Origin of the sequence: Phaeobacter sp. JH20_34 (assembly GCF_048056095.1) — a bacterium.
Taxonomy (GTDB): Bacteria; Pseudomonadota; Alphaproteobacteria; order Rhodobacterales; family Rhodobacteraceae; genus Phaeobacter; species Phaeobacter bryozoorum.
Window position 1 is genome coordinate 196,205 of sequence record NZ_JAYMWT010000023.1, and the last position, 25,168, is coordinate 221,372.

The following is a 25,168-nucleotide window of genomic DNA, read 5'->3' on the forward strand; positions in this document are numbered from 1 at the left end:
GCCTAACCCCATACCGGCCTGTCATACCAAAAGGTAACGACAAAAGACCACGACAGGCATCGGGCGAGGGACGACGAGGCATGACGCAGATATCCATGCGCAAGCGCATCTGGGGCTGGTGGGCCTTTGACTGGGCCAGTCAGCCCTATCACACGCTGCTGGTCACCTTTGTCTTTGCGCCCTTCTTCGCAGCCGTTGCCGCCGAGTATTACCTGACCCAGGGTCTCGCGGATGAGGCGGCAAAGGCGCAGGCGCAGACGGTCTGGTCGATGTGCCTCACCATCACCGGCCTGATGATCGGCCTTGGCGGGCCGTTTCTGGGCGCGCTTGCGGATATCTCCGGGCGCAAAATGCCCTGGATCATGATGTTTTCGCTGATGTATGTGACCGGCGCCTGGGGCCTGTGGTTCATGGACCCAGACGGATCAAACCTCTGGTGGATGCTCATCAGCTTTGGCTTCGGCTTTATCGGCGCGGAATTTGCGCTGATCTTTGTCAATGCGCAGCTGCCCTCTCTCGGCAACAAGGAAGACGTCGGCACCATCTCAGGCACCGGCTTTGCTATCGGATACCTTGGCGGGGTGATCGCGCTTTTCCTGATGCTCACATTGTTCGTCGAACAGGGGAATGGCAAAACCCTGATCGGGATTGATCCCATTCTGGGGCTGGATGCGGAGACCCGCGAAGGCACCCGCGCCGCAGGTCCGCTGACAGCGATCTGGTTTGCGCTCTTTATCATCCCCTATTTCCGCTGGGTGCGCGACGATGCCATCACCGGCGCGCGCGGGCGGTTTGGCGATGCCATCCGTTCCGTTGGTCGCGCCGTCCGCAGTCTGCGCCATCGCGCCAGCCTGACCGGCTATCTGATCTCCTCGATGCTCTACCGGGATGCGCTGAACGGGCTTTATGCCTTTGGCGGAATTTACGCGCGGCTGGTGCTGGGCTGGGAAATCACCCTGATCGGCGTCTTCGGCATCATCGCCGTGATTTCCTCGGCGCTGTTCAGCTGGCTCGGCGGGCTGGCAGATCGCCGCTTTGGCCCGAAACCGGTCATCACCACCGCAATTCTGATCCTGACAACCGTCTGTTTCCTGGTCGTCAACATGTCCCGCGACCAGTTCTTTGGCCTCTCTCTCTCCGAAGGCTCCGGCCTGCCTGACGCCGTCTTCTTTGCCTGCGGTGTGCTGATCGGTGGCTTTGGTGGTATCCTTCAGGCCGCCAGCCGCAGCCTCATGGTCCGCCACACCACGCCCGAGAACGCGACCGAGGCCTTCGGTCTTTATGGCCTTTCGGGTCGCGCCACAGCCTTTCTGGCACCGGCCCTGATCGGAATAGCCACCACGCTCACCGGCAGTGCCCGCCTCGGCATTGCACCGGTTATTCTATTGTTCATTATCGGGCTCATCGTTCTGCGCTGGGTCAATGCAGAAGGAGACCAGAGTTGAAGTTCAGTCGATACATCACCCTCACCGCCCTCCTGTTGACAGCCTGCGCCCCCGCCGGGGACAGCCGATCACCCTCCGCCAATCCGGTGGTCAGCCGCTCTGCAAACTCGGACGTACCCGCAAAGCAGCTGTTCGGTGCCAAACGCGCAGGCTCCGCGCAGAAACCCGCACCGCATGGCTCCTACGCCAAGGGCTGCGTGGCCGGGGCAGAACAGCTGCCCCAGACCGGCCCGACCTGGCAGGCGATGCGCCTGTCGCGCAACCGCAACTGGGGCCATCCCGAAACCATCGACTTTATCAAGGATCTGAGCCACGTTGCCGCCCGCCAGAGCGGCTGGAACGGGCTCTATGTCGGCGATATCAGCCAGCCGCGCGGCGGCCCGATGCTGTCCGGGCACCGCAGTCATCAGGTGGGTCTGGACGCCGATATCTGGATGCTGCCGGCCAAGCGCCTCGACCTCTCCGTCGACGAACGCGAGAAAATCTCCTCGATCTCCCTGCGCCGGGCCAATGGTGCCTACACCAATTCCAGCTGGTCACCCCAGCACCACGCCATCCTGCGCGCCGCCGCCAAGGATGACCGCGTGGCGCGGATCTTTGTTTTCCCCGGCGCCAAGGTCCAGATGTGCAACGACGAGAAGGGCAACCGCGACTGGCTGCGCAAGGTCCGGCCCTGGTATGGCCATCACTACCACTTCCACGTCCGGCTGAAATGCCCGGCCGGCGCGCGCGGCTGTGTCGATCAGGATCCGCCCCCGCGCGGCGACGGCTGCGATGACGCGCGCCAGTGGGTGAAGGACATCCTGAATCCGCCGCCGCCAAAACCGCGCGACCCCAATGCGCCGCCGCCCAAACCCCGGCGTGAATACACTCTTTCGGACCTGCCTCAGCAATGCGCCGCCGTTCTGCAATCAAACTGAGCCTCGGGCTGGCAGCGGCGCTGACCATCTCTCTGACGGCGCTGCTGGCCTATCGGCCCGTCGCCTCGGCCGCACAGCCGGGCGGGGCGCAGTTCATCGCGGCCTATCGCTGGACCCACCCGGCCAAATGGTTCGGCGGGTTCTCCGCCCTGTCGCTGTCGCCGGACGGGGCGCAGATGACCGTGGTCAGCGATCGGGCCACCATCGTCACCGCCCGCATTCAGCGCGGAACCGCGGCACTGCACCCCATCGAGGCCATCACACCGACCGAGGCCCATAAGCTGCGCGCATCAGACGGCGCGATCCTGCGCGGGCGGATCGTCGACGCAGAAGGCCTCGCCATCGCGCGTGACGGCACCCTCTTCATCTCCTTTGAAGGCGTCTCGCGCGTGGCCCGGCACCGCCGGGGTGACAGTCGCGCCGAGGTGCTGCCCCGCCCAAAGGCCTTTCGCCGCCTGCCCCTGAACAAGGCGCTGGAGGCCCTCGCCATCGACGGCAAGGGCCATCTCTACACGCTGCCGGAACGCGCCCTGACCGAGGCGGGAGATATCCCCGTCTGGCGGTGGAATGGCAGCCGCTGGGACCGTCCCTTTGATCTGCCGAGCCGGGGAAAATTCCTCCCTGTGGGCGCCGATTTCGGCCCTGACGGCCGCTTCTACCTCCTGGAACGCGACTTTGGCTTCATCGGCTTTCGCAGCCGCCTGCGGCGCTGGGACATCACCGCCGATGGCATCAGCGGCGAGGTCACATTGCTGCAAACCGGTCTCGGTCTGCACGACAATCTGGAGGGCGTCTCGATCTGGCGCGACAGCAGCGGCGCGCTGCGCGCCACCATGGTCTCCGACGACAACTTCAAATCGCTGCAACGCACCGAACTGGTGGAATACCGGCTGCCCGATTAGGCCACCACCGGTGCGACAGCAGGCAATACCTGACAAATCTCTTGCCCAAACAGGGGCTTTTCCGCTATTGGGCCTGATCTTTCGCATCGGCGAAACAAGTCTCCGCGACCTTGTCTAAAAAACGGACTGCAAAATGACACGCTCTTACCTTCCTGGCATTCTTGCCATGGCCGCTGTTGTTGTGGCCTCCAACATCCTGGTGCAATTCCTGTTCGGCCAATGGCTGACCTGGGGCGCCTTCACCTATCCCATCGCCTTCCTCGTGACCGATGTGACCAACCGCGTCTATGGCACCAGACCCGCTCGCAAGGTGGTGCTGGCCGGTTTTGTCGTTGGCGTCATCTGCTCGCTGATCGGCACCCAGATCATGGGCGAATTCGGCCCCCTCGTGACCCTGCGCATCGCCATCGCCTCCGGCCTTGCCTTCCTCACAGCACAGCTGCTGGACGTCTCGATCTTTGCCGCCCTGCGCAATGGCGCCTGGTGGCGGGCACCGCTGGCCTCGACCTTGATCGGCGCCACGGTCGACACCGCGCTGTTCTTCAGCATCGCCTTTTCCGGCGCTCTGGTCTGGCTGGAACCCGGCAATGATGTCAGCTGGGCCGGTGAAATGCTGCCGATCCTCGGCACTGGCCCCGTCGCCCCGCTCTGGGTCTCGCTTGCTGTTGCCGACTGGGGCGTGAAAGTGGCACTGGCGCTGCTGGCGCTCGTCCCCTTCCGCCTGATCGTGGCACGTCTTACACGGTCGCAGGCCAGCGTTAACTGACAGCCGTCTTTTTATTTGGAGATCTTCCGGTTCCGTGCCACCATCCAAGACAGCGGAAACAGAGAGAAAAGGAGGTGATCCAGTGTCAAGAAAGGTATTGGAGCAAGGCGTAGCAACAACCGGAGCGGCGGCCCTCTGAGGCAGCCCTCTCTGGCAGTCGCCATCCGGCTGGGTTTCAGACCCTAACCTGCCTTTGCTCTTACAGACTTTCGGAAAGGGCCGCCTCCGTCGGGGCGGCCCTTTTTGCGTCACGCGATGCCCTCCGGTGACCTCCCAGCCACGGCTTTCGCTTGGACCTTGGCGATACGGCAGATTATGGTTCGCCCATGTTGCACATTACCGACACCATCGCCCTACAGGACTGGGAATTGACCGAAAGCTTTATGCGCGCCTCAGGTCCCGGCGGGCAGAACGTGAACAAGGTCTCCTCCGCCGTCGAACTGCGGTTCGAGGCCGCACGCTCCCCGGCGCTCAGCCCGGCGGTGAAATCGCGCCTGAAACGGCTGGCCGGCCGCCGCTGGACCAAGGATGGCGCGATCATCCTGCAATGCGACGAAACCCGCTCGCAGCAGCGCAACCGTGATCTGGTGCGCGAACGCCTGGCCGAACTGATCCGCCAGGCCCTGATTGCCCCCAAACGCCGCATTGCCACCAAACCCACCCGCGGCTCGGTACGCCGCCGTCTGGAGGCCAAACGCCAGCGCGGCGACATCAAGGCGACGCGCGGTAAGATCGACCCAGACTGAGACAGGCGATTGCGCTGCTCCCCGGTCTCCGCCAAGCTGCCGCCGAGTCAATTCGGGGAGAGAACATATGCGGCTGGCAGGGAAATGCGCCATTGTAACCGGCGGGGCGTCAGGCTTTGGCGCCGGCATCGTCACCAAATTCCTGCAGGAGGGCGCGCGGGTGATGATTGCCGATATCAACGCCGACGCCGCCGCACAGGCCGCAGAACAGGCCCGCAACAGCCATGGCACAGATCGGGCATTTGCCCAGACCGTCGATGTCTCCGACCGCGCCTCGGTCGATCAGATGGCGGCCACGGCGCTGGATCAATTCGGACAGGTCGATATTCTGGTCAACAACGCTGGTGTCAGCCACCTGCCGACGCCGCTTGAAAACGTCAGCGAAGAGGATTTCGACCGCGTCTTTGCCGTCAATATGAAATCCGTCTACCTGACCGCCCGCGCATTGGTGCCGCATATGAAGGCGCGCCACTCCGGCGCCATCCTGAATGTCGCCTCCACCGCCGGCATCTCACCCCGTCCCAATCTCAACTGGTACAACGCCTCCAAGGGCTGGATGATCACCGCAACCCGCACCATGGCGGTTGAGCTTGCCGCCGCCGGGGTGCGGGTCAATGCGATCAACCCGGTCGCGGGCGAAACTCCGCTGCTGAAAACCTTCATGGGAGAGGATACGCCGGAAATCCGCGCCAAATTCCTCTCCACCATTCCAATCGGCCGCTTTTCCACCCCGGAGGATATGGGCAATGCCGCCTGCTACCTCTGCTCGGATGAGGCCAGCATGGTGACCGGCGTCGCGCTGGAGGTCGACGGCGGGCGCTGTATCTGACCGCCCAAGCCCGACCAAATATCCGACCCGCATGTCATCTTTCCAGAAATACTCCCGCCGGAGGCCGCGCGCGCCAGCGCGCCCCTGCCATAATCTGCCCCAGATGCCCGCCCCAACAGGAGACACCCGATGAAACCCGGCCCGCGCAACCTGATCACCGACGTTCCCGGCCTCAAGGTTGGCAATGCCCAAGACCGGCGGCTGAAATCCGGCACCACCGTGCTGACCGCCGATCGGCCCTTTACGGCCGGGGTGCATGTGATGGGCGGCGCGCCGGGCACCCGCGAAACCGATCTGCTGGCACCGGACAAATCCGTCGCTCAGATTGATGCGCTGGTGCTCTCCGGCGGCTCCGCCTTCGGGCTGGATGCCTGCTCCGGCGTGGTCGCAGGGCTGCGCGCCGCCGGGCGGGGCTTTGCCGTGGGGCCTGCGCGCGTGCCGATCGTACCGGGTGCGATCCTCTTTGACCTCCTGAACGGCGGCGATAAGGACTGGTCGGAAAACCCCTATGCCGCCCTCGGTCGCGCCGCCTATGAAGCGGCTGATCACGGCTTTGCCCTTGGCACCGTCGGGGCGGGCACCGGAGCACTTGCGGCACGACTCAAGGGTGGGCTCGGATCGGCCTCCTTTGTCCTGCCGGACGGCACCACCGTCGGTGCGCTGGTCGCGGCCAATCCGCTCGGTTCGGTCACCACACCGGGAGACCGCCATTTCTGGGCCGCTCCCTATGAAATTGACGGGGAGTTCGGCGGTGCAGGCGTCGATCCCACCACCGGCTTCACCACCCCCGCCCCGAGCCTCAAGATCGCCGCCATGCAGGCGCTGGCGCAGGGCACCGAACTGCCGACCGAGGGCAGCAATACCACCATTGCCATTGTCGCGACCGACGCGGCGCTGAGCAAATCGCAATGCCAGCGGCTCGCCATTGCCGCCCATGACGGCATCGGACGCGCCATCGTACCGGCACATTCCCCCGGCGACGGCGATCTGGTTTTTGCGGTCAGCACCGCAGATCCGGCAAAGACCATCAGCGACGGTGATCTGGGCGCTGATCTGGGCGCCATCGGACATACCGCCGCCCTCTGCCTCAGTCGCGCCATCGCCCGCGCTGCCGCGCTCGCGCATGCCGAACCCGGCGATCTGCTGCCCTCTTGGCAGGACATGTGACGCCACGGCCTCCCCTTGACCTCGGCGCGATCTGACACAGGTGAACGGTCGCAGCGCCCGACCGAGAGCCAACGCGGCAATACGCCCGTTTGACTTTCCTGCAGATCCGGCGCGTATTGATCGAGCCAACTCAATTTTGGAGCAAGCGACATGAAACTTCTGACTGCTGTAGCGGCCCTTGGCCTGATTGCAGCCCCTGCCTTTGCCGAAGGCGACGCCGACAAGGGCGAAACGGGCTTCAACAAGTGCAAATCCTGCCACATGGTTGTCTCGGACAGCGGTGACGTGATCATCAAGGGCGGCAAAACCGGCCCGAACCTCTGGGGCGTCGTCGGCCGCACCGCCGGCACCGCGGACGGCTACAAATACGGCGACGACATGGTGGCCGCAGGCGAACAGGGGCTGGTATGGGACGAAGAGAGCTTCGCCGCCTATACCGCCGATCCCAAGGCTTTCCTGCGCGATTATCTGGATGATTCCAAAGCGAAATCCAAAATGTCCTTCCGCCTGAAGAAAGGCGCCGAAGACATCTATGCCTTCCTCGCGATGCATGGCCCCGCTGATGCCGCCGAAGGCGACGCAGACGCCACCACAGATGAGACCGCGACCAACTGATCCCGGTCCCCTGACACGACAGCAAAAGCCGCGCGCCCCTGGCCGCGGCTTTTCGCACAATTGCCTTTCGTTTTCTGCTGGGATATTGACCGTTCCGCGTCGGCACCCGCAACCACGCACCCGCAACTCTGGCCAGCCTTGGTTGCGGGATTGACCTCCACCCGATGACAACCATATCTGCCCGATGGCCGCACAGCCCAGCCCCTTGCACAATCCTTGCGAGCTCCTGCAATGACCCACCTGATCCCCGCCTGGGTGAATGGCACCCTGACGCCGGTTGAAAAGCTGGCTGCCCATGAACAGGGGCTGAAGCACAAGGCCGTTTCGGTCTTTGTGGTCAAGGGCGGCGAAATCCTGATGCAGCGCCGCGCTCTGGGCAAATACCATACCCCCGGTCTGTGGGCGAACACCTGCTGCACCCATCCGCAATGGGATGAATCCTCCTCCGCCTGCGCGGTCCGCCGGATGCAGGAGGAGTTGGGCATCACCGGCCTCTACCCCGAGTTTCGCCATCACCTCGAATACCGCGCCGATGTCGGCAACGGGCTGATCGAACATGAGGTGGTTGATGTCTTTCTCGCCCATGCCCACCGCGCGCCGCAGCTCACCCCCAACCCGGACGAGGTGATGGAGACCCGCTGGGTCGATTACCACGACCTTCTGGCCGAGGTGAAGCGCCACCCGGATCGCTTCACACCCTGGCTCAAGATCTACCTCAACAGCTATTCCGACGTGATCTTCGGCCCCGACCTCAGCCTCGGCAGCAGCGAGGACAGCTGACCATCCGCGGCTATCAGGCTCTAACCAAGGCATCTGCCCCCCTTGCCCCGATGCGGGTGCCGTGATTCTAATATCGGCATTTCGACAGCGCACAAGAGGACAGGCCAGATGACAGTGATGATTGCGGGGGCCGGGATCGCGGGGCTCACACTTGGCCTCACCCTGCACGAGCTGGGTGTGCCCTTCCACATCTACGAGGCCACCGAAACGCTGAAACCGATGGGCGTCGGCATCAATCTGCAACCCAATGCGGTGCGCGAGCTCTTCGATCTGGGGTTGGAGGCCGAGCTCTCCGCCATCGGCGTCCGCACACGGCAGCTGGGATTTTATTCCAAACTGGGCAACACCATCTGGGAGGAGCCGCGCGGCCAGGCGGCGGGCTACAGCTGGCCGCAGTTTTCCGTCCATCGCGGCGCCTTGCAGATGATGCTCTATCACGCGCTCCTCGCCCGCGCGGGCGACAGCGTCCTCACCACCGGCGCGCGGGCGGCGGGATATGAGCTCACAGATCTCGGCGTCACCCTGCATCTGGACGGCGGGCGCGGCGCGCAGGGCAATCTCCTGATCGGCGCCGACGGCATCCATTCCGCCATCCGCGCGCAGATGTATCCGGGTGAGGGCGCACCGATCTGGAACGGTCGCATCCTGTGGCGCGCCACCACACAGGCCCCGGCCTTCCACGGCGGCGCGGCCATGGCAATGATCGGCCATAACCACCTGCGGCTGGTGGCCTATCCGATCAGCGCGCCCGACGCCGACGGCAAGGCGGTAATCAACTGGATCGCAGAGAAACAATTCGATCCCGGTGTGCCCCGGAACAAGGAAAGCTGGAACCGCGCTGCCGACATAGATGACATTCTGCCGGATTTTGCCGATTGGCGCTTTGACTGGATCGACGTGCCCGCGCTGATCACCGGAGCTGAAACCGTCTATGAATATCCAATGGTGGACCGCGACCCGCTACCATGCTGGCAGGATGGTCCGGTCAGCCTGATGGGCGACGCCGCACATCCGACCTATCCGGTCGGGTCTAACGGCGCCAGCCAGGCCATTGTCGACGCCCGCGTGATTGGCGCCCAGATGCTGACCCATGGCGCAACACCTGAGGCCCTCACCCGCTACGAAAACGCCCTGCGTCCCGTCACCACCGCCGTTGGCATGGCCAACCGCGCAGGGGGAGGCCCCGACGGCGTGTTGCAACAGGTCGAGGATCTCTGCGGCGGGGAGTTCACCGACATCAACGACGTGATCCCGCAGGATCAGCTCGCCGCCCATGCCGCGAAATACAAATCCATCGCCGGGTTTTCGATCGAAGAGCTGAACGCCCGCCCCCGCACCATACCCGCAGGCACCCGCATCAACTGAGGCGACCGGGCGCCGCGCATCGCGCGGCGCCACCCCCAACTGGGCAGACACAGTCCACGACTGTGACGGAACAGGCGGGAGCGCCCGCCTGCGGCAATGTCAGACGCCGATCACTGCCTCAACCGCGCGTTTCCAGCGCCCATAGGCGGCGCTGCGCCGGTCTTCATCCATCGCCGGGGTGAATTGCTGATCCAGCGCCCAGGTCTCGGCAAACCCGGCCTGATCGGGATAGACACCGGCCCGCATCCCCGCCAGCCAGGCGGCCCCAAGCGCGGTGGTTTCCTGCATCACCGGCCGATCCACAGCCGCCCCCAACAGATCCGCCAGGCTCTGCATGGTCCAGTTGCTGGCACTCATGCCGCCATCCACCCGCAGGGTGACCAGACTCTCGCCTTGCCAATCCGCCCGCATCGCCTCCCAGAGGTCACGGGTCTGATAGGCCACGCTCTGCAACGCCGCGCGGGCAAATTCCGCAGGCCCCGAGCTGCGGGTCAGACCGAACATCCCACCCCGGCAATCGGGTTTCCAATAAGGCGCACCAAGCCCGGTAAAGGCCGGCACCAGAATGACGTCCTGACCGGGATCGGCATTGCGCGCCAACGCACCGCTCTCCTGGGCCGAGCCGATAATGCCCAGACCGTCGCGCAGCCATTGCACCGCCGCACCGGCGATGAAAATGGACCCCTCCAGCGCATAGGTCGGCGCGCCGTCCAGCTGATAGGCAATGGTGGTCAGCATCCGGTTCTGCGACACAACCGGCGTATCACCGGTGTTCAGCAGCGCAAAACAGCCCGTGCCATAGGTCGATTTCATCATCCCCGGCTGGAAACAGGCCTGCCCGATGGTGGCCGCCTGCTGATCGCCGGCAACCCCCAAAATGGCGATCTCGCCGCCGAGGAACTCTGCCTTGGTGGTGCCGAAATCTGCGGCACAATCCTTGACCTCCGGCAACATCCCGCGCGGCACCCCGAGAAAGCCGCAGATCTCGCTGCTCCAGCGCCCCTTGCGGATATCATACATCAGCGTCCGCGCCGCATTGGTCGCATCGGTCACATGGGAGGCGCCACCGGTCAGCCGCCAGATCAGAAAGCTGTCGACAGTGCCAAACAGCAGATCTCCCGCCTCGGCCCGGGCGCGGGCATCTGGAACAGTGTCCAGAATCCACTTCAGCTTGGTGCCCGAGAAATAGGGATCCAGCAGCAGCCCGGTTTTCTGGCGCACGCTGTCCTCGTGGCCCGCGGCGCGCAGCTCTTCGCAGATGGCGCTGGTGCGGCGGTCCTGCCAGACAATGGCATTGTGGACCGCCTTGCCGCTGTGGCGATCCCAGACCACCGTGGTTTCGCGCTGGTTGGTGATGCCGATGCCGGCAATATCCGCCGCCTTGACGTCCTGCGCCTGCATCACCTGCCGACAGACATCCAGCGTCGTGCTCCACAGATCCTCCGGATCATGCTCGACCCAGCCGGCCTGCGGAAAATGCTGCGGGAATTCCTGCTGCGCGGATCCCACCGCCTGCATCTTATCATCGAACAGGATCGCTCTGGTCGAGGTCGTGCCCTGATCAATCGCCAGAATATACGTCATCTTGCCCCTCCCCTGGGTCGTTTGGAGCAGAGATTAGACGTAAAACTGCGACCGCTACCAGCCCCTACTAATCATTTAGTTGATCAACCGCGATATTGTCGATCAACCGGATGCCATCCAGCCAGGCAGCCGCCAGCAGCCGGGCCGGGCGGTCGGGGCGGACAAGCGGGGCCAGCGTCTCGGCACAGCGCAGGTCCAGATATTCGATCTCGCCAAAACCGGCCGCGGCCAGTCGCGCACGCGCGCTCTCGACAAGCGCGCCAAACTCGGCCCCACCGCGCAGCTGCCCGGCCAGTTCGCTAAGCACCGGATAAAGCTGCCCCGCCTTGCCCAGCGCCTCGGCTGACAGGCGCATATTGCGCGAGGACATCGCCAGCCCGGAGGCTTCGCGCACCGTGGCACAGCCCTGCACGGTGATCGGAATATCCAGATCCCGCGCCATACGGGTGACCACCATCAGCTGCTGATAATCCTTCTCGCCGAAAAATGCCTGATCGGCGCCGCTTTGCAGAAACAGCTTCGCCACCACCGTCGCCACCCCGTCAAAATGACCCGGACGAAACTCGCCCTCCAGCACATCGGTCAGCCCCGCCACCGACACCGTGGTCGCATAGCCTTCGGGGTAGATCTGATCCGGGTCGGGCACATAGATGGCATCTACCCCGTAGGGCGCCAGTTTCTCCGCGTCGGTCAGTTCAGTGCGCGGATATTTGGCCAGATCCTCGGCATTGTTGAACTGTTTGGGGTTCACAAAAATGGTGACGATCACCCGGTCACAAGCCGCCTTGGCCGCCGCCACCAGTGACAGATGACCGTCGTGCAGCGCCCCCATGGTGGGCACCAGGCCGATACGCGCGCCCTCACGGCGCCAGTCGGAATGCAGCGCACGCAATTCGCTCAGGCGGCGTAGGATCGGAGCAGTCATGATGGGATCAGTCCTTTTGCGGGGCCTTGGCCGGTGCCGCCGTCGTCGGTGCCGGGGCCTGGTCTGCAAATACATGTTCGGCCGCCGGGAAGCTCCGCGCGCGCACCTCGGCTGCATACTCGGAAATCGCCGCCTCTGCCAAGGGGCCGAGATCGGCATAACGTTTCACGAATTTGGGCTTAAAGGCGGTAAAGAATCCCAGCATGTCATCGACAACCAGAATCTGACCGTCACAGTCGGCACTGGCCCCGATACCGATGGTCGGAATCGCCACCTCAGCGGTGATCCGATCGGCCAGCCCCTGCGGCACCTTTTCCAGCACCACGGAAAACGCCCCTGCATCCGCCACCGCATGAGCATCCGCCAGCACGGCATCGGCCTGCGCGTCGCGGCCCTGCACCTTGTAGCCCCCCAGCGTGTTGATCGACTGCGGCGTGAGGCCGATATGCGCCATCACCGGGATGCCGCGCTTCACGAGAAAGCGGATGGTCTCGGCCATCTCGACACCGCCCTCCAGCTTGACCGCCCCGGCGCCGGTTTCAGCCATCAGCTTTGCGGCATTGCGAAACGCCTGCTGCGGACCTTCCTCATAGCTGGCAAAGGGCATGTCGATGACCATCATCGCCTGTTTCAATCCGCGCGCCACCGCCTGCCCGTGCAGGATCATCATCTCCATCGTGACGCCAAGCGTCGAGGGCAAACCGTGCAGCACCATGCCAACGCTGTCGCCGACCAGCACAAAATCGCAATGCGCGTCCATCAGCTGCGCCATCGGCGTGGTATAGGCCGTGAGGCTCACCAGCGGGGTGCCGCCTTTGCGGGCGCGGATATCCTCGGCATTGGGAGCCATTTTGCGGGCCGTTGCACTCATGATGCTGTCCTCTCCGTTCGCATTGCGCACCGCTAGCAATTTACGCTGCGCGCTTCTAGGGGGCGAAATGTCCCGCTAACCTTGATTACCTGACGGAAAACGCGGAACAGTTTTCCGAAAGGTCACAAAATGCGGCCACCACCCAGAGGGAGAGACCACCAATGACACGATTGCCATTCCTGTTTGCTGCCAGTTCCGCACTGTCCATTCTGGCGGGGGCGGCTGCGGCGCGAGAGACCGTCACCGTGGCCCTACAACTGGAACCACCGCATCTGGACCCCACCAGCGCGGCCGCCGGGGCCATTGATCAGGTGCTCTATTCCAACGTCTTTGAAGGGCTCACCCGCTTCATGGGCGATGGCTCGGTTGTACCCGGTCTCGCCGAGAGCTGGGAAATCTCCGAGGATGGGCTGACCTACACCTTCTCTCTGCACAAGGACGTCCGCTTTCACGATGGCTCCACGATGGACGCCGAGGATGTGAAATTCAGCCTTGATCGCGCCCGCGCCGAGGATAGCACAAATGCCCAGAAAGCGCTGTTTGCAGATATCGCCAGTGTTGATGTGGTCGATCCGCTCACCGTCAGGCTGACCCTGTCGCAGCCCAACGGTATGATGCTGTTCAACCTTGCATGGGGCGATGCCGTCATCGTGGCCCCCGAAAGCATCGAGAGCATCAAGACCATGCCCGTCGGCACCGGGGCTTTTGCCTTTGATGGCTGGGTTCAGGGCGACCGGATAGATCTTGTGCGCAACCCGGATTACTGGGGCACGCCCGCCATGCTGGACGGAGCAACCTTCAAATTCATCTCCGACCCCACGGCGGCCTTTGCGGCGATGATGGCCGAAGATGTCGATGCCTTCTCCAGTTTCCCCGCGCCGGAAAACCTGCCCCAGTTTGAGGCCGACCCGCGGTTTCAGGTGCTTGTCGGCTCCACCGAGGGCGAGACAATCCTTTCGATCAACAACAAACAGGCGCCCTTCGACAATCCCAAGGTCCGCGCCGCCGTCGCCCATGCGATCGACCGTCAGGCCATCATTGATGGTGCGATGTTCGGCTACGGCACGCCGATTGGCAGCCATTTCGCACCACATCACCCCGCCTATGTCGATCTGACCGGCAGCAGCGCCTATGACCCGGAGAAATCCCGCGCCCTCCTGGCCGAGGCGGGTCTGGCCGATGGCTTCACCACCACGCTGCACCTGCCGCCGCCCTCATATGCGCGCCGGGGCGGGGAAATCATCGCCGCCCAGCTGGCTGAGGTCGGCATCACCGCAGAGATCATCAATGTGGAATGGGCGCAGTGGCTGGAAACCGTGTTCCGGGGCAAAAGCTTTGGCCTCTCCATCGTCAGCCACACGGAGCCGATGGATATCGGCATCTATGCCCGCCCCGATTACTACTTCCAGTATGACAATGCCGCCTTCCAGCAGCTGATGACGGATCTCTCGGGCACCACCGATCCCGACACCCGGACAAAGATGCTGCAACAGGCGCAGGAGATCATCGCAAACGACTATGTGAATGGCTTCCTGTTCCAGCTGGCATCGCTGAGCGTGGCCAAGGCGGATCTGCAAGGTCTCTGGGCAAATGCCCCCACACAGGCCACCGACCTGACGGCGGTCAGCTGGGCAAAATAGACCATTCCCCCAGTGTTAGAGACTGAATAACAGCGCCCCAGACCGGGGCGCTGTTGCCGTTTGCTCAGGCCTCAGCGCAGCCCCCGCCGCCTGCGCAGCAGCGTCACAGCCTCGCGGATCTGATCGCACACGGGGCCGGGACGCGGTTCATCGCGCAACGTGGTGAACCAATGCTCCGGCGGGTTCCGCCCCAGACGATGCCCCTTGAACTCCAGCCCACGCAGCACCCCCTCGGCCGCCGGTGGCAGACGCTCGGGGATCTGATGCCCGTTCAGCACCGCCCAGACCCCGGTCCACAGCCGCCCGACGGACCATGGATTATAGCCACCGCCACCCAGCACCAGATAGCGCGGCGCAAGCGGGCGCAGCGCCGCCACCACCGACCAATGCGCGTTGTTGGACAGATCCAGATGCGCCAAAGGATCCTCGGTGACCGCATCCGCCCCGCATTGCAGGACCACCGCATCAGGCGCGAAATCCGCCACCGCCGGCAGGATCAGCTCTTCCAGCACATAGCCCATCTCGCTGTCATTGAACCCGCGCGGCACCGGCAGATTCAGCGCGTTTCCGCCTGCGTCATCGTCCAGCCGACCAGTCTTCGGCCAGAGGTTCTCCTCATGGGTGGAGATCATCAACACATCGGGATCCCCCGCAAACCCATGCTCGACCCCATCGGCATGATGGGCATCAATATCGACATAGGCGATCCGCTCTGCACCGTGATGGCGCAGTGACAGCATCGCCAGCACCGGGTCGTTCAGATAACAGAACCCATTCGCCCGATCCGGCATCCCGTGATGGGTGCCACCGGCCGGATTGTAGATCACCCCACCATGTGCGAGCTGCTCACCGGCCAGAATAGATCCGCCGGCAGCCGTGGCCGGCCTGCGAAAAATCTCGGGGAACACCGGGTTGGAAATGGTGCCGATGTGATGGCGTGCCTTGACCTCATCGCTGACAGCCTGCGCCTGCTCGGCAGCCTGAAGCGCAGCGATATACTCAGCGCTGTGCCAGCGCCGAAGGGCAGCAGGCTTTGCCCGGGGAGAGATCTGATACTGCGCCGCAGGCAGCCAGCCCAGCGCCCGTGTCAGATCCATCACCGTTGAGACCCGCGGCACCCGCAACGGATGCGCACGCCCGTAGCTGGAACCACGGTAAATCTCCGAGCCGATAAAAACCGGCGCCTCCAGCGCCTTTGGAACGGACCTTGTCCGAGCAGGATCAGACAGTGAAATGGCGGCGGTTCTCGGTGTCATGCGACCAGAGATAGCCCGGAACCGCGCGCCGCCAAACCCCGTATCTGCAACCGACGCGACAGCTGCGCGATAGCCGCACGCCTTCGCCTAATGCGATCCTGCCAGACAACTGGAAAACAATGCCTTTGACGATTTATCAAGGTCGATGCCCGCCCGCTCTGGACCCCCGCCCAGCGCCCCCCTAACCTGCCGCCAATGGGACGCTATATCGCCAAACGCCTGCTGTCGCTGATCGTCAGCCTTGTCATCGCCTCTTGGGTGATCTTCTTCGTCATCGAGATTGCACCGGGCGATCCGGCCTCCTTCATGCTGGGAATCAACGCACAGCCCGACACGATCGCTGCCCTGCGCAGCGAACTGGGCTTGGACGAGGGGAAATTCGCCCGCTACATCAGCTGGTTCACCGGCATGTTGCAGGGCGATTTCGGCACCTCCTATACCTATCGCACACCGGTGGCCCGGATGGTTGCGGATCGGCTCTGGGTCTCGCTGCCGCTTGCGGTCTATGCGCTGACACTCTCGACACTGATTGCCTTGCCCGCAGGCATCTATGCCGCCGCGCGCCGGGGCAAATCAGGGGATATTGCCGTGATGGGCGCAACCCAGCTGGGGGTCGCTGTCCCGAACTTCTGGTTTGCGATGATGCTGGTGCTGGTGTTTGCCATCAATCTGCGCTGGTTCAGTGCCGGCGGGTTTGTCGGCTGGGAGGCCGGGCCACTGGCCGCGCTGCATTCCCTCACCCTGCCCGCCATTGCGCTGGCCCTGCCGCAGGCGGCTATTCTGGCCCGCGTCATGCGCTCGGCTCTCTTGGATATTCTGGGCGAGGATTTCATCCGTACCGCCCGCGCCAAAGGGTTGAGCCAGCGGCAGGCTCTGTGGCGTCACGGGCTGCGCAATGCGCTGATCCCGGTGCTGACCATCATCGGGTTGCAGTTTTCCTTCCTCCTTGCCGGCGCGATCATCATTGAACAGGTGTTCTACCTGCCGGGTCTGGGGCGGCTGGTGTTTCAGGCGATCTCTGCCCGCGATCTGATCGTGGTGGAAAGCGTCGTGATGCTTCTGGTCTTTGCGGTGATCCTGGTGAATTTCCTTGTCGATCTGACCTATGCGCTGGTCGACCCAAGACTGCGGGGGCGCGGATGACAAACCACATGTCCCGCACATGCCCGGCACAGCCGGGCAGCGCCCGACCCTCCCCCCGGAAGGGCGCTTTGCACCCACCCAGGGTCGGACGCAAGCCACTCCGCGACACGCGAGGCCCCCGATGACCCGTAGTCTCATCCTTGGTGGTGTCCTCTCCGCACTGGTTCTGCTGGCAGCACTGCTGTCGTTCATCTGGACGCCTTACGACCACACCGCGATGAACATCCCCGCCAAGCTGCAAGCCCCAAACGCCATACACTGGCTCGGCACCGATCACTTTGGCCGCGATATCCTGTCGATGATCATGGTTGGCGCACGCACCTCGATTGCTGTGGCACTGGTGGCGGTGGGCATCGGCATGGGGCTTGGCGTGCCGCTTGGCCTCGCCGCGGCAGCCAAACGCGGCTCCTGGCTGGACGAAGGCATCATGCGGGCCAATGATCTGGTCTTTGCCTTCCCCTCGCTGGTGATCGCCATCCTGATCACCGCCATCCTTGGCGCCGGTGCGATCAATGCGATCATCGCCATCGGTATTTTCAACATCCCCGTCTTTGCCCGCGTCACCCGTGGCGCCGCGCTGTCGCTCTGGCAGCGGGAGTTCATTCTGGCCGCCCGCGTCGCAGGCAAGGGCGCGACCAGAATTTCAGCCGAACATATCCTGCCCAATGTCGCCAACCTGCTGATCGTGCAGGGCACCATCCAGTTCTCGCTTGGCATTCTGGCCGAGGCGGGGCTCAGCTACGTCGGCCTTGGCGCACAACCGCCGGTGCCCAGCTGGGGCCGGATGCTGGCCGATGCGCAGACCATGGTCAGCCTCGCCCCCCATATGGCGCTGGTGCCGGGCTGCGCGATCATCCTCACCGTTCTGGGGCTAAACCTGATGGGGGACGGGCTGCGCGACTGGCTGGACCCGAAATTGCAGGGAGGTCGCGCGTGACCCTGCTTGAGATCACCAACCTCTCGCTCTCCATCGGGACCTTCCCGATCCTGCGTGATGTCTCCCTGTCGGTAGATCCGGGCGAGATCCTAGCCATCACCGGCGAAAGCGGGTCCGGCAAATCCCTGACCGCGCTGACCATCCTGCGGCTTCTGCCCAATTGCACCCGCCTCTCCGGGCATCTGAGCCTTGAGGGCCAGGACCTGCTGGCGCTGAGCGAAGAGCAGATGTGCGATCTGCGCGGGCGCAAGATCGGCATGGTATTTCAGGAGCCGATGACCGCGCTCAACCCGGTGCAGAGCATTGGCGATCAGGTGATGGAAACCCTCCTGCTACACAGCAGCGTGACCAAAGCCGAAGCCGAAGCAGAGGCGCGCAGCCTGCTGGACCGGGTGGGCCTGCCCGCCGAACGCTTCCCGCTCAGCCGCTATCCGCACGAGCTGTCCGGTGGCCAGCGCCAGCGCGTGGTTATCGCCATGGCCATCGCCATGCGGCCGACGCTGCTGATCGCAGATGAGCCGACAACCGCGCTGGATGTGACAACACAGGCGCAGATCCTCGACCTGCTGCGCGATCTGGTGCGCGACTACGGTATGGGGATGATCATCATCACCCATGATCTGGCGGTGGTGGCTGATATGGCCGACCAGATCGTCGTCATGCGAAAAGGCGAAGTGGTCGAGACCGGCAGCACGACGCAGCTTCTTGCCAATCGCCGTCATCCCTATACGCAGAAACTCTTTGCCGCCTCGAACCATCAGGCCGCCCTGCCCCCGGTGGTGGATACCGACCCGCAGGACACCCCCCTTCTGGAGGTGCGCGACGCGGTGCGCGACTATCCCCTGCCACGCAAACGCCTGTTTGCGCCAACAGACCATATGCGCGCGGTGGATCACGTCAGCTTTGCCCTGCATCGTGGCGAACGGCTGGGTCTGGTGGGCGAATCCGGCTGCGGGAAATCCACCCTGACCCGCGCCATTCTGGGGCTGGAACCGCTGCAAGGCGGCGAGATCCTGCTGGATGGCACCCCGCTGTCGCCCAGGGGGTTGAGCGCCGAGCAGCGGCGCAAGATGCAGGTGGTGTTCCAGGATCCCTTTGGCAGTTTCAACCCCCGCCACCGCGTCGCACGGCTGATCACCGAACCCTTCCACGGCGTTCCAGACGCCCCCAGTGGGCGAGACCGGGACGATCGCGTGGCTGAGGCACTAAGTGCCGTTGGCCTCAACCCCGAGGACGCAGGCCGCTATATCCACCAGTTTTCCGGCGGCCAACGTCAGCGTATCGCCATTGCGCGCGCGCTCATCACCCGGCCGGAGCTGATCCTGTTTGACGAAGCGGTCTCGGCGCTGGATGTCTCCGTGCGGGCGCAGATCCTTGACCTTCTGGCAGAGCTCTGCACCTCCTATGGGCTCAGCTATCTGTTCATCAGCCATGACCTGCATGTGGTGCGCAGCATGACCGACCGCTGTCTGGTCATGCAAAAGGGTCAGATCGTCGAACACGGCAGGACAGAAGATCTGTTTGCCAATCCGCAACATCCATATACGACATCTCTGATCGCAGCCGCTCCGGTGCTACCCGATCTGAAAACGGGGGCTGCATGAGCTTTAGACTGACCTTGATCCTGCCGCGCGAACGGGCGCGGCTGGCAGCGGCGCTGACCCGCTACTACTCCGAAATTGCCCCGGACCTGCGGATCGACCCCAGTGAGCGCGCAGGCCAGATGCTGCACCGCAAGGATGTGACGGCGTTCTGGATCCGCCAGGAGCAGGACCGCATCGGGTTTGCCATCGTACTTAACCTGCCCGATGATCGCCGTGAACTGTCGGAATTTGCCATTGATCCGGCCTATCGCAGGCAGGGGTACGGCCATGCCGCGGCCAGCCTGATCTTTGCCGAATTCCCGGGGTATTGGCGGATGGGCATTTCCGCAGGCTCGCCCAATGCGGTGGCGTTCTGGGGCACCTGTCTCAGCGCCGTGAAGGGGGTCGAGCAGCTGCGTGAAGGCGCGCCTTTTACCGAGCATCAGATCAAGAGTTACAGTTTCCACATCGCAGGAGCCCAGAATGACTGACGCAGCGCCGCTTTGGTTTGATCCCGCACTCTGCCTGATCGGTGGCAGCTGGCAGGCCCCTGCCGGGGGCGGAACGCTTCCCCTCACGAACCCGTCTGATGGCAATATCCTCTGCCAGATTGCCCGTGGTGACTCCCACGACATTGACGCCGCGGTTGCCGCTGCCCGCACCGCTCTGAATGGTGTTTGGGGAGAGATGACCGCCACCGAACGCGGGCGGCTTCTGACCCGGATGGGCCAGATGGTGCTGGAGCGCTGCGAGACCCTCGCCCAGCTGGAGGCACTGGACGTCGGCAAGCCACTGACACAGGCGCGGGCGGATGCGGTGGCGCTGGCGCGGTATCTGGAATTCTACGGCGGCGCGGCGGACAAACTGCATGGCGAGACCATCCCCTATCAGGCCGGTTATACCGTCTACACCCTGCGCGAACCCCATGGGGTCACCGGTCATATCGTACCCTGGAACTACCCGATGCAGATCATCGGCCGTTCTGTCGGTGCCGCGCTGGCAATGGGCAATGCCTGCGTCCTGAAACCCGCCGAGGAAGCCTGCCTGACCGCGCTCGCCTTTGCCCATATCGCGGTGGAGGCCGGGCTGCCCGCAGGCGCGCTGAACGTGGTTCCGGGCATCGGTGCCGAGGCTGGCGCGGCGCTGGCGCGGCATCCGGGGGTTGATCATATCTCCTTCACCGGGTCGGTCAGAACCGGCGCGCTGGTGCAACAGGCGGCAGGGGCCAATGTGGTGCCGGTCACGCTGGAACTGGGTGGGAAGTCTCCGCAGCTGGTGTTTGACGATGCCGATCTGGAGGCCGCCCTGCCGTTTCTGGTGAACGCAGGGATCCAGAACGCAGGCCAGACCTGTTCCGCCGCTTCGCGCATTCTGGTGCAACGGGGCGTCTACGATCAGGTGCGCGCCGCCATGGCCGAGGCCTACAGCCGGCTGACCGTGGGGCCGGCCCTGTCCGACCTGCGTCTGGGACCGCTGATTTCCGCCCGGCAGAAAGAGATCGTCGAGGGTTATCTGGCGCAGGGCGCCGACCTCACGATTGCGGCGCAGGGTGTGCTGAGTGAGGCGGCCAGCGACAAAGGCGCCTATGTGCGCCCAACCCTGTTTGCAGATGTTGCGGCGGATCATCCGCTGGCGCAGGACGAGGTATTCGGCCCGGTGCAGGTGCTGATCCCATTTGAGGATGAGGCAGAGGCGGTCAGGATTGCCAACAGCACCGCCTACGGGCTGGTTGCGGGCATCTGGACCCGCGACGGCGCCCGCCAGATGCGGCTGGCCAAGCGCCTGCGCGCGGGTCAGGTCTTCCTCAACAACTATGGCGCCGGTGGCGGGGTTGAGCTGCCCTTTGGCGGGGTGGGCAAATCGGGCCATGGCCGCGAAAAAGGCTTTGAGGCGCTCTACGGGTTTTCGCAGCTGAAAACGGTTGCGGCCTATCACGGCTAGGCCGACGCCCGCGATCAAGGTCAGCAGGACTCACCCATTGTTTCGCGTGCGAAACATTGGGGCAGATCTATTGCCGCAACTTATTGGGAAATCCGCGCCCAACGCCCCCAGATGGGCGAAGTATTTCTAGACTATTACCGCCTGGCTTTGCTGTTCACCGACACCAAACACCCGCTTGTAACGGTCGATTTCAGCCTGCGGGCCCATCGCCTTTTCCGGGTTGTCGGAGAGTTTGACGGTGGGGCGGCCATTGGCCGACACCGCCTTGCACACCAGGGAGAACGGCGCGAGGCCGTCATCCGGCACCAGCCCGCGGAAGTCATTGGTCAGCAGCGTGCCCCAGCCAAAGGACACTTTGGTGCGGCCTGAAAACTGCGCATGCAGTTCCTTGATCTTGGCAACATCCAACCCGTCGGAGAAGATCACCCGCTTTTCCTGCGGGTCCTCGCCCCGCTCCTGCCACCAGCGGATCGCGGTTTCGGCGCCGCTTGCGGGATCGCCGCTGTCGATACGGATGCCGGTCCAGCCCGCCAGCCAGTCCGGCGCGCGATCCAGGAAACCCCGGGTGCCATAGGTATCGGGCAGGATGATGCGCAGATTGCCTTCATGCTCGTCATGCCAGTCGGACAGCACATCATAGGGGGCCTGCGCAAGTGCGGCATCATCTTCGGCCAGCGCGGAATAAACCATCGGCAGCTCATGGGCGTTGGTGCCAATAGCCTCGACCTCGCGGCGCATGGCAATCAGGCAGTTCGAGGTACCGGTGAATTTATCGCCCAGCCCCTCCATCATCGCCTGCACGCACCAGTCCTGCCAGAGAAACCCATGACGGCGGCGGGTGCCGAAATCGGCGATGCTGAGGCCGTCTATGTCACGCAGCTGTTCAATCTTTTCCCAGACCCGGGTCATGGCGCGGGCATAGAGCACCTGGAGTTCAAACCGGCCCATGCTGTTGATCACCGCGCGGCTGCGCAGTTCCATAAGGACCGACAGGGCCGGGATTTCCCAGAGCATGACCTCGGGCCATTTGCCTTCAAACGTCAGTTCGTATTGGTCGCCCTTGCGCTCCAGCTCATAGGGCGGCAGGCGCAACCCCTCGAACCACTCCATGAAATCGGAGCGGAACATCTGGCGCTTGCCGTAGAACGTATTGCCGCGCAGCCAGGTGCTTTCGCCACGCGACAGCGATAGCGAGCGGATGTGGTCGAGCTGTTCGCGCAGCTCGCCTTCGTCGATCAGATCGGCCAGCGGGATATGTTTGGATCGGTTGATCAGCGAGAAGCGGACATTGGTGTCGCGGCGATTGCGATACACCGACTGGCACATCAGCAGTTTGTAAAAATCGGTGTCGATCAGCGAGCGCACGATCGGATCGATCTTCCACTTGTGGTTATAGACGCGGGTTGCAATGTCCACAGGCGGCCTCATCCATCGTGTTTCAATGGTTGATAAAACAGGCCGCAGCCAGGAGCAAAGGAAATCAGACTGCTGCGCGACGACCCTGAGGAAGGCTGTGTTTGCACAGAACCGCAAGCAGGTCATCGCGGTTGATCGGCTTGCTGAGGAAATCATCCATGCCGGCGGACAGGCAGGCCTCGCGATCGGAATCAAAGGCATTGGCCGTCAGTGCCGCAATGACAGGCTGGCGGATCTCCATCTCGCGGATCATGCGGGTGGCCTCCAGCCCGTTCATCACCGGCATCGACATATCCATCAGAATGACATCGGGATCAAACTCCGGCGTTTTCTCGACCGCCTCGGCGCCATCCACGGCAAATTCCAGCATAACCGGTTCGTCCTGAAGGTATTTCTCAACCAGGAGGCGGTTGATCCTGTTGTCCTCAGCGACGAGGATACGCATCCCCTGCAAACAGCCTTCTTCCTGCGGGATGATGCCGTCGGTGTCGGACAGGGCGGAGCCAGTGGCAGGCTGCATGCGCAGGTGGACGGAAAAACAGGCCCCTTTGCCAAGGTCAGAGGTCACGTCGATCTCACCGCCCATCGCCTCGCACAGGAGGCGCGATATGGTGAGGCCAAGACCGGTGCCGCCAAACCGCCGCGTGATCGCCGCATCGGCCTGAGAGAAGCGTTCAAAGATCTGATCCTGCTTGTCCTTGGCGATGCCGATGCCTGTATCGGTGACCGAGAATCGCAGGCGCAGCCGGTCGCCCGCCTGCGTGGTGGTCACCGCGACGCGAACGCCGCCGGTCTCGGTGAATTTCACCGCATTGCCGACCAGATTCAGCAAGACCTGGCGCAGGCGCCGGTCGTCGCCATTGATCAGCCGGGGCACGTCCGGCGCGATATCGAGATCAAGGCTGATGCCCTTCTCCTGCGCCTGCGGTTCAAACAGCTTCAAGGTCTGCTGGAAACAGGCGCGCAGATCAAAATCAACCTCGCTCAGGATGACCTCGCCCGCGTCCATCTTCGAGAGATCAAGCACATCGTTGATCAGCGACAAAAGAGTGCGGGCCGAGCCGAGGATCGTATCGGCATAGAGCTTTTGCTCGTCATCCAGATTGGTCCGTTCCAGCATCTGCGCCATCCCGATAACCCCGTTCATCGGGGTGCGGATCTCATGGCTCATGGTGGCGAGGAATTCGGATTTCACCCGCGCGCCCTCTTCCGCGGCGATGCGGGCATCCTTCAGCTGCTGTTCGTATTGTTTGGAGGCGGTGATATCACGTTCGACGGCAATGATGGTCTCCACCGTCCCGTCGTCGCGCAGCATCGGCACCTGATTGGTCTCCAGCCACAGACGCTGACCATCCTTGCGACGATTGCAGATCTCAAGCCGAAACGGTTTGCCGGTGGCGCGCCCCTTCTCCAGTGCCTTGACCACCGCCATATCGGTGTCTTCACCGTTCAGCAGCTCACCCGGCATCCTGCCGATCGCCTCATCGTAGCGGTAGCCGGTGATCCGGGTGAACGCCTCATTGACCCATGTGATCCGCCCCTCCTGATCCATGAGGAAGACGCTGTCGTTGGCATTCTCGGCCACCAGAGCAAGCTGTTGGGATTGCAGCTGCTGGGCCTGTAGCTTGGCGTTGATCTTGGCCAGCTGCTTATGTTGCAGGGCCATCGCCAGGGTGTTTTTGCGGCTGCGGTGGTAGCGACCCGCGATAAAGCTGACGAAGAAGAAGACGCTGACATAGAGCACGCCCAGACCGGCGAATTGAAAGGACTGCACCTCGATCACGGCAGTGCTGTGATCGGCAAGGGTTTCAATCGCGATGCTGACCAGAGGTGTCAGCGCATAGACCACCAGCCGCACGATACCGGCAGAGATCTGATAGGGCAGGATCACCGTGGCATTGATGGCGGCCCCGACCAGGATACCGACGGTGAACAGCGGCGTGGCATGGGCCTGATGCAGGTGGTTTTCCGCGTGGATGAAATACGATGGTGAACAGGCCAGAAAGGAGAGGGAAACCGCCTGCACCCCAGCGGTGAGGCTGCTGATGGCCAGCACGCGCTTATAGGGGGCATTATCCGCAATCGGCGTTGCCCGCATAAGGTAGAGCGTATCAACCAGGTCGCCGAGAAACGCGACCACAAAGACCAAGAGACCAGCCATTGGCGATATTAGCAGACCGATCAGCGCCGACAGCCCTGCCATGATCAGCTGGCGGAACGCAAAATACCGGCACCGCCCATCCGCATAGCGGTTGAGCAGCCCGCGTTGGCTGTATCGCCTGCTATAGGTTTCTAGCGGCCCAGTGTTGAGCGCATCGGCCTGCGGCATCTCTTTGC

At 63.4% G+C, this 25,168-nt stretch carries 22 protein-coding genes; 16 read left to right on the top strand and 6 right to left on the bottom strand.

The features are described from left to right. Window positions 1-23: 23 nt before the first annotated feature. The 10 genes from VWZ81_RS18880 to VWZ81_RS18925 all read left to right on the top strand — a co-directional run bounded on the left by VWZ81_RS18880 (window position 24) and on the right by VWZ81_RS18925 (window position 9,535). Window positions 24-1,445 (top strand): MFS transporter, encoded by a 1,422-nt coding sequence (locus tag VWZ81_RS18880; protein WP_416543539.1) that lies wholly within the window; start codon window positions 24-26, stop codon window positions 1,443-1,445. Continuing rightward, window positions 1,442-2,365: a penicillin-insensitive murein endopeptidase gene (mepA, locus tag VWZ81_RS18885; protein ID WP_416543531.1), complete on the top strand. Its 924-nt coding sequence runs from the start codon at window positions 1,442-1,444 to the stop codon at window positions 2,363-2,365. Before VWZ81_RS18880 ends, mepA begins: the two co-directional genes overlap by 4 nt. Then, a complete protein-coding gene (locus VWZ81_RS18890; protein WP_416534576.1) occupies window positions 2,338-3,267 on the top strand; it encodes an esterase-like activity of phytase family protein in 930 nt (309 codons plus the stop codon). Before mepA ends, VWZ81_RS18890 begins: the two co-directional genes overlap by 28 nt. A 133-nt stretch (window positions 3,268-3,400) precedes the next feature. Then, window positions 3,401-4,033, top strand: a complete 633-nt coding sequence (locus tag VWZ81_RS18895; protein WP_416543532.1) for a queuosine precursor transporter — start codon at window positions 3,401-3,403, stop codon at window positions 4,031-4,033. Window positions 4,034-4,359: 326 nt separating this feature from the next. Beyond that, a complete protein-coding gene (gene arfB / locus VWZ81_RS18900) occupies window positions 4,360-4,779 on the top strand; it encodes an alternative ribosome rescue aminoacyl-tRNA hydrolase ArfB (RefSeq protein WP_416543533.1) in 420 nt (139 codons plus the stop codon). Window positions 4,780-4,846: 67 nt separating this feature from the next. After that, window positions 4,847-5,608, top strand: coding sequence for an SDR family oxidoreductase (locus VWZ81_RS18905; protein ID WP_416543534.1), 762 nt, complete (start codon window positions 4,847-4,849; stop codon window positions 5,606-5,608). Between the two features lie 129 nt (window positions 5,609-5,737). Further along, window positions 5,738-6,775 carry a P1 family peptidase gene (locus VWZ81_RS18910; protein WP_416543535.1) on the top strand — a complete coding sequence of 346 codons (1,038 nt, stop codon included), beginning with the start codon at window positions 5,738-5,740 and terminating at the stop codon, window positions 6,773-6,775. Window positions 6,776-6,925: 150 nt separating this feature from the next. Then, the gene (locus tag VWZ81_RS18915; protein WP_340546394.1) at window positions 6,926-7,390 is read left to right on the top strand and encodes a c-type cytochrome; all 465 of its coding nucleotides are present in this window, start codon (window positions 6,926-6,928) and stop codon (window positions 7,388-7,390) included. Between the two features lie 231 nt (window positions 7,391-7,621). Next, window positions 7,622-8,170, top strand: coding sequence for an isopentenyl-diphosphate Delta-isomerase (idi, locus tag VWZ81_RS18920; protein ID WP_416538259.1), 549 nt, complete (start codon window positions 7,622-7,624; stop codon window positions 8,168-8,170). A gap of 108 nt (window positions 8,171-8,278) precedes the next feature. Then, window positions 8,279-9,535 carry a flavin-dependent oxidoreductase gene (locus VWZ81_RS18925; protein ID WP_416549263.1) on the top strand — a complete coding sequence of 419 codons (1,257 nt, stop codon included), beginning with the start codon at window positions 8,279-8,281 and terminating at the stop codon, window positions 9,533-9,535. Between the two features lie 99 nt (window positions 9,536-9,634). Here VWZ81_RS18925 and glpK read toward each other — a convergent pair whose 3' ends face one another. From glpK to panB, 3 genes are all read right to left on the bottom strand, one after another. Then, window positions 9,635-11,119: a glycerol kinase GlpK gene (gene glpK / locus VWZ81_RS18930; RefSeq protein ID WP_340546391.1), complete on the bottom strand. Its 1,485-nt coding sequence runs from the start codon at window positions 11,117-11,119 to the stop codon at window positions 9,635-9,637. Between the two features lie 67 nt (window positions 11,120-11,186). Beyond that, window positions 11,187-12,044, bottom strand: a complete 858-nt coding sequence (gene panC, locus VWZ81_RS18935; RefSeq protein ID WP_416543035.1) for a pantoate--beta-alanine ligase — start codon at window positions 12,042-12,044, stop codon at window positions 11,187-11,189. A 7-nt stretch (window positions 12,045-12,051) separates the two neighbouring features. Next, on the bottom strand, window positions 12,052-12,915 hold the full coding sequence (gene panB, locus VWZ81_RS18940) for a 3-methyl-2-oxobutanoate hydroxymethyltransferase (protein ID WP_416543036.1): 864 nt from the start codon (window positions 12,913-12,915) through the stop codon (window positions 12,052-12,054). A gap of 161 nt (window positions 12,916-13,076) precedes the next feature. Between panB and VWZ81_RS18945 the strand changes: the two genes are divergently transcribed. Continuing rightward, window positions 13,077-14,555: an ABC transporter substrate-binding protein gene (locus VWZ81_RS18945; protein WP_416537629.1), complete on the top strand. Its 1,479-nt coding sequence runs from the start codon at window positions 13,077-13,079 to the stop codon at window positions 14,553-14,555. Window positions 14,556-14,626: 71 nt separating this feature from the next. Here the strand turns inward: VWZ81_RS18945 and VWZ81_RS18950 are convergent, their stop codons facing one another. Next, window positions 14,627-15,811: an acetoin utilization protein AcuC gene (locus VWZ81_RS18950; protein ID WP_416543037.1), complete on the bottom strand. Its 1,185-nt coding sequence runs from the start codon at window positions 15,809-15,811 to the stop codon at window positions 14,627-14,629. Window positions 15,812-16,006: 195 nt separating this feature from the next. Here VWZ81_RS18950 and VWZ81_RS18955 point away from each other — a divergent pair, with 195 nt between their 5' ends. The 5 genes from VWZ81_RS18955 (at window position 16,007) to VWZ81_RS18975 (ending at window position 21,415) form a co-directional block, all read left to right on the top strand. Then, entirely contained in the window at window positions 16,007-16,954 is a 948-nt protein-coding gene (locus tag VWZ81_RS18955; protein ID WP_416543038.1) for an ABC transporter permease, read from the top strand. Between the two features lie 121 nt (window positions 16,955-17,075). After that, entirely contained in the window at window positions 17,076-17,891 is an 816-nt protein-coding gene (locus tag VWZ81_RS18960; RefSeq protein ID WP_340546385.1) for an ABC transporter permease, read from the top strand. Beyond that, window positions 17,888-19,495: an ABC transporter ATP-binding protein gene (locus tag VWZ81_RS18965; RefSeq protein WP_416543039.1), complete on the top strand. Its 1,608-nt coding sequence runs from the start codon at window positions 17,888-17,890 to the stop codon at window positions 19,493-19,495. Before VWZ81_RS18960 ends, VWZ81_RS18965 begins: the two co-directional genes overlap by 4 nt. Beyond that, on the top strand, window positions 19,492-19,965 hold the full coding sequence (locus VWZ81_RS18970; protein ID WP_260078801.1) for a GNAT family N-acetyltransferase: 474 nt from the start codon (window positions 19,492-19,494) through the stop codon (window positions 19,963-19,965). Before VWZ81_RS18965 ends, VWZ81_RS18970 begins: the two co-directional genes overlap by 4 nt. After that, a complete protein-coding gene (locus tag VWZ81_RS18975; RefSeq protein WP_416543040.1) occupies window positions 19,958-21,415 on the top strand; it encodes an aldehyde dehydrogenase family protein in 1,458 nt (485 codons plus the stop codon). Before VWZ81_RS18970 ends, VWZ81_RS18975 begins: the two co-directional genes overlap by 8 nt. Before the next feature lie 126 nt (window positions 21,416-21,541). On the opposite strand, the gene pncB is transcribed toward VWZ81_RS18975, so the two are convergent. Together pncB and VWZ81_RS18985 are read right to left on the bottom strand one after the other, a co-directional pair. Continuing rightward, complete coding sequence (gene pncB / locus VWZ81_RS18980) at window positions 21,542-22,831, bottom strand: nicotinate phosphoribosyltransferase (protein ID WP_416543041.1); 1,290 nt, start codon at window positions 22,829-22,831, stop codon at window positions 21,542-21,544. 64 nt (window positions 22,832-22,895) lie between these two features. Beyond that, the gene (locus VWZ81_RS18985) at window positions 22,896-25,160 is read right to left on the bottom strand and encodes an ATP-binding protein (protein WP_416543042.1); all 2,265 of its coding nucleotides are present in this window, start codon (window positions 25,158-25,160) and stop codon (window positions 22,896-22,898) included. Window positions 25,161-25,168 lie beyond the last annotated feature (8 nt).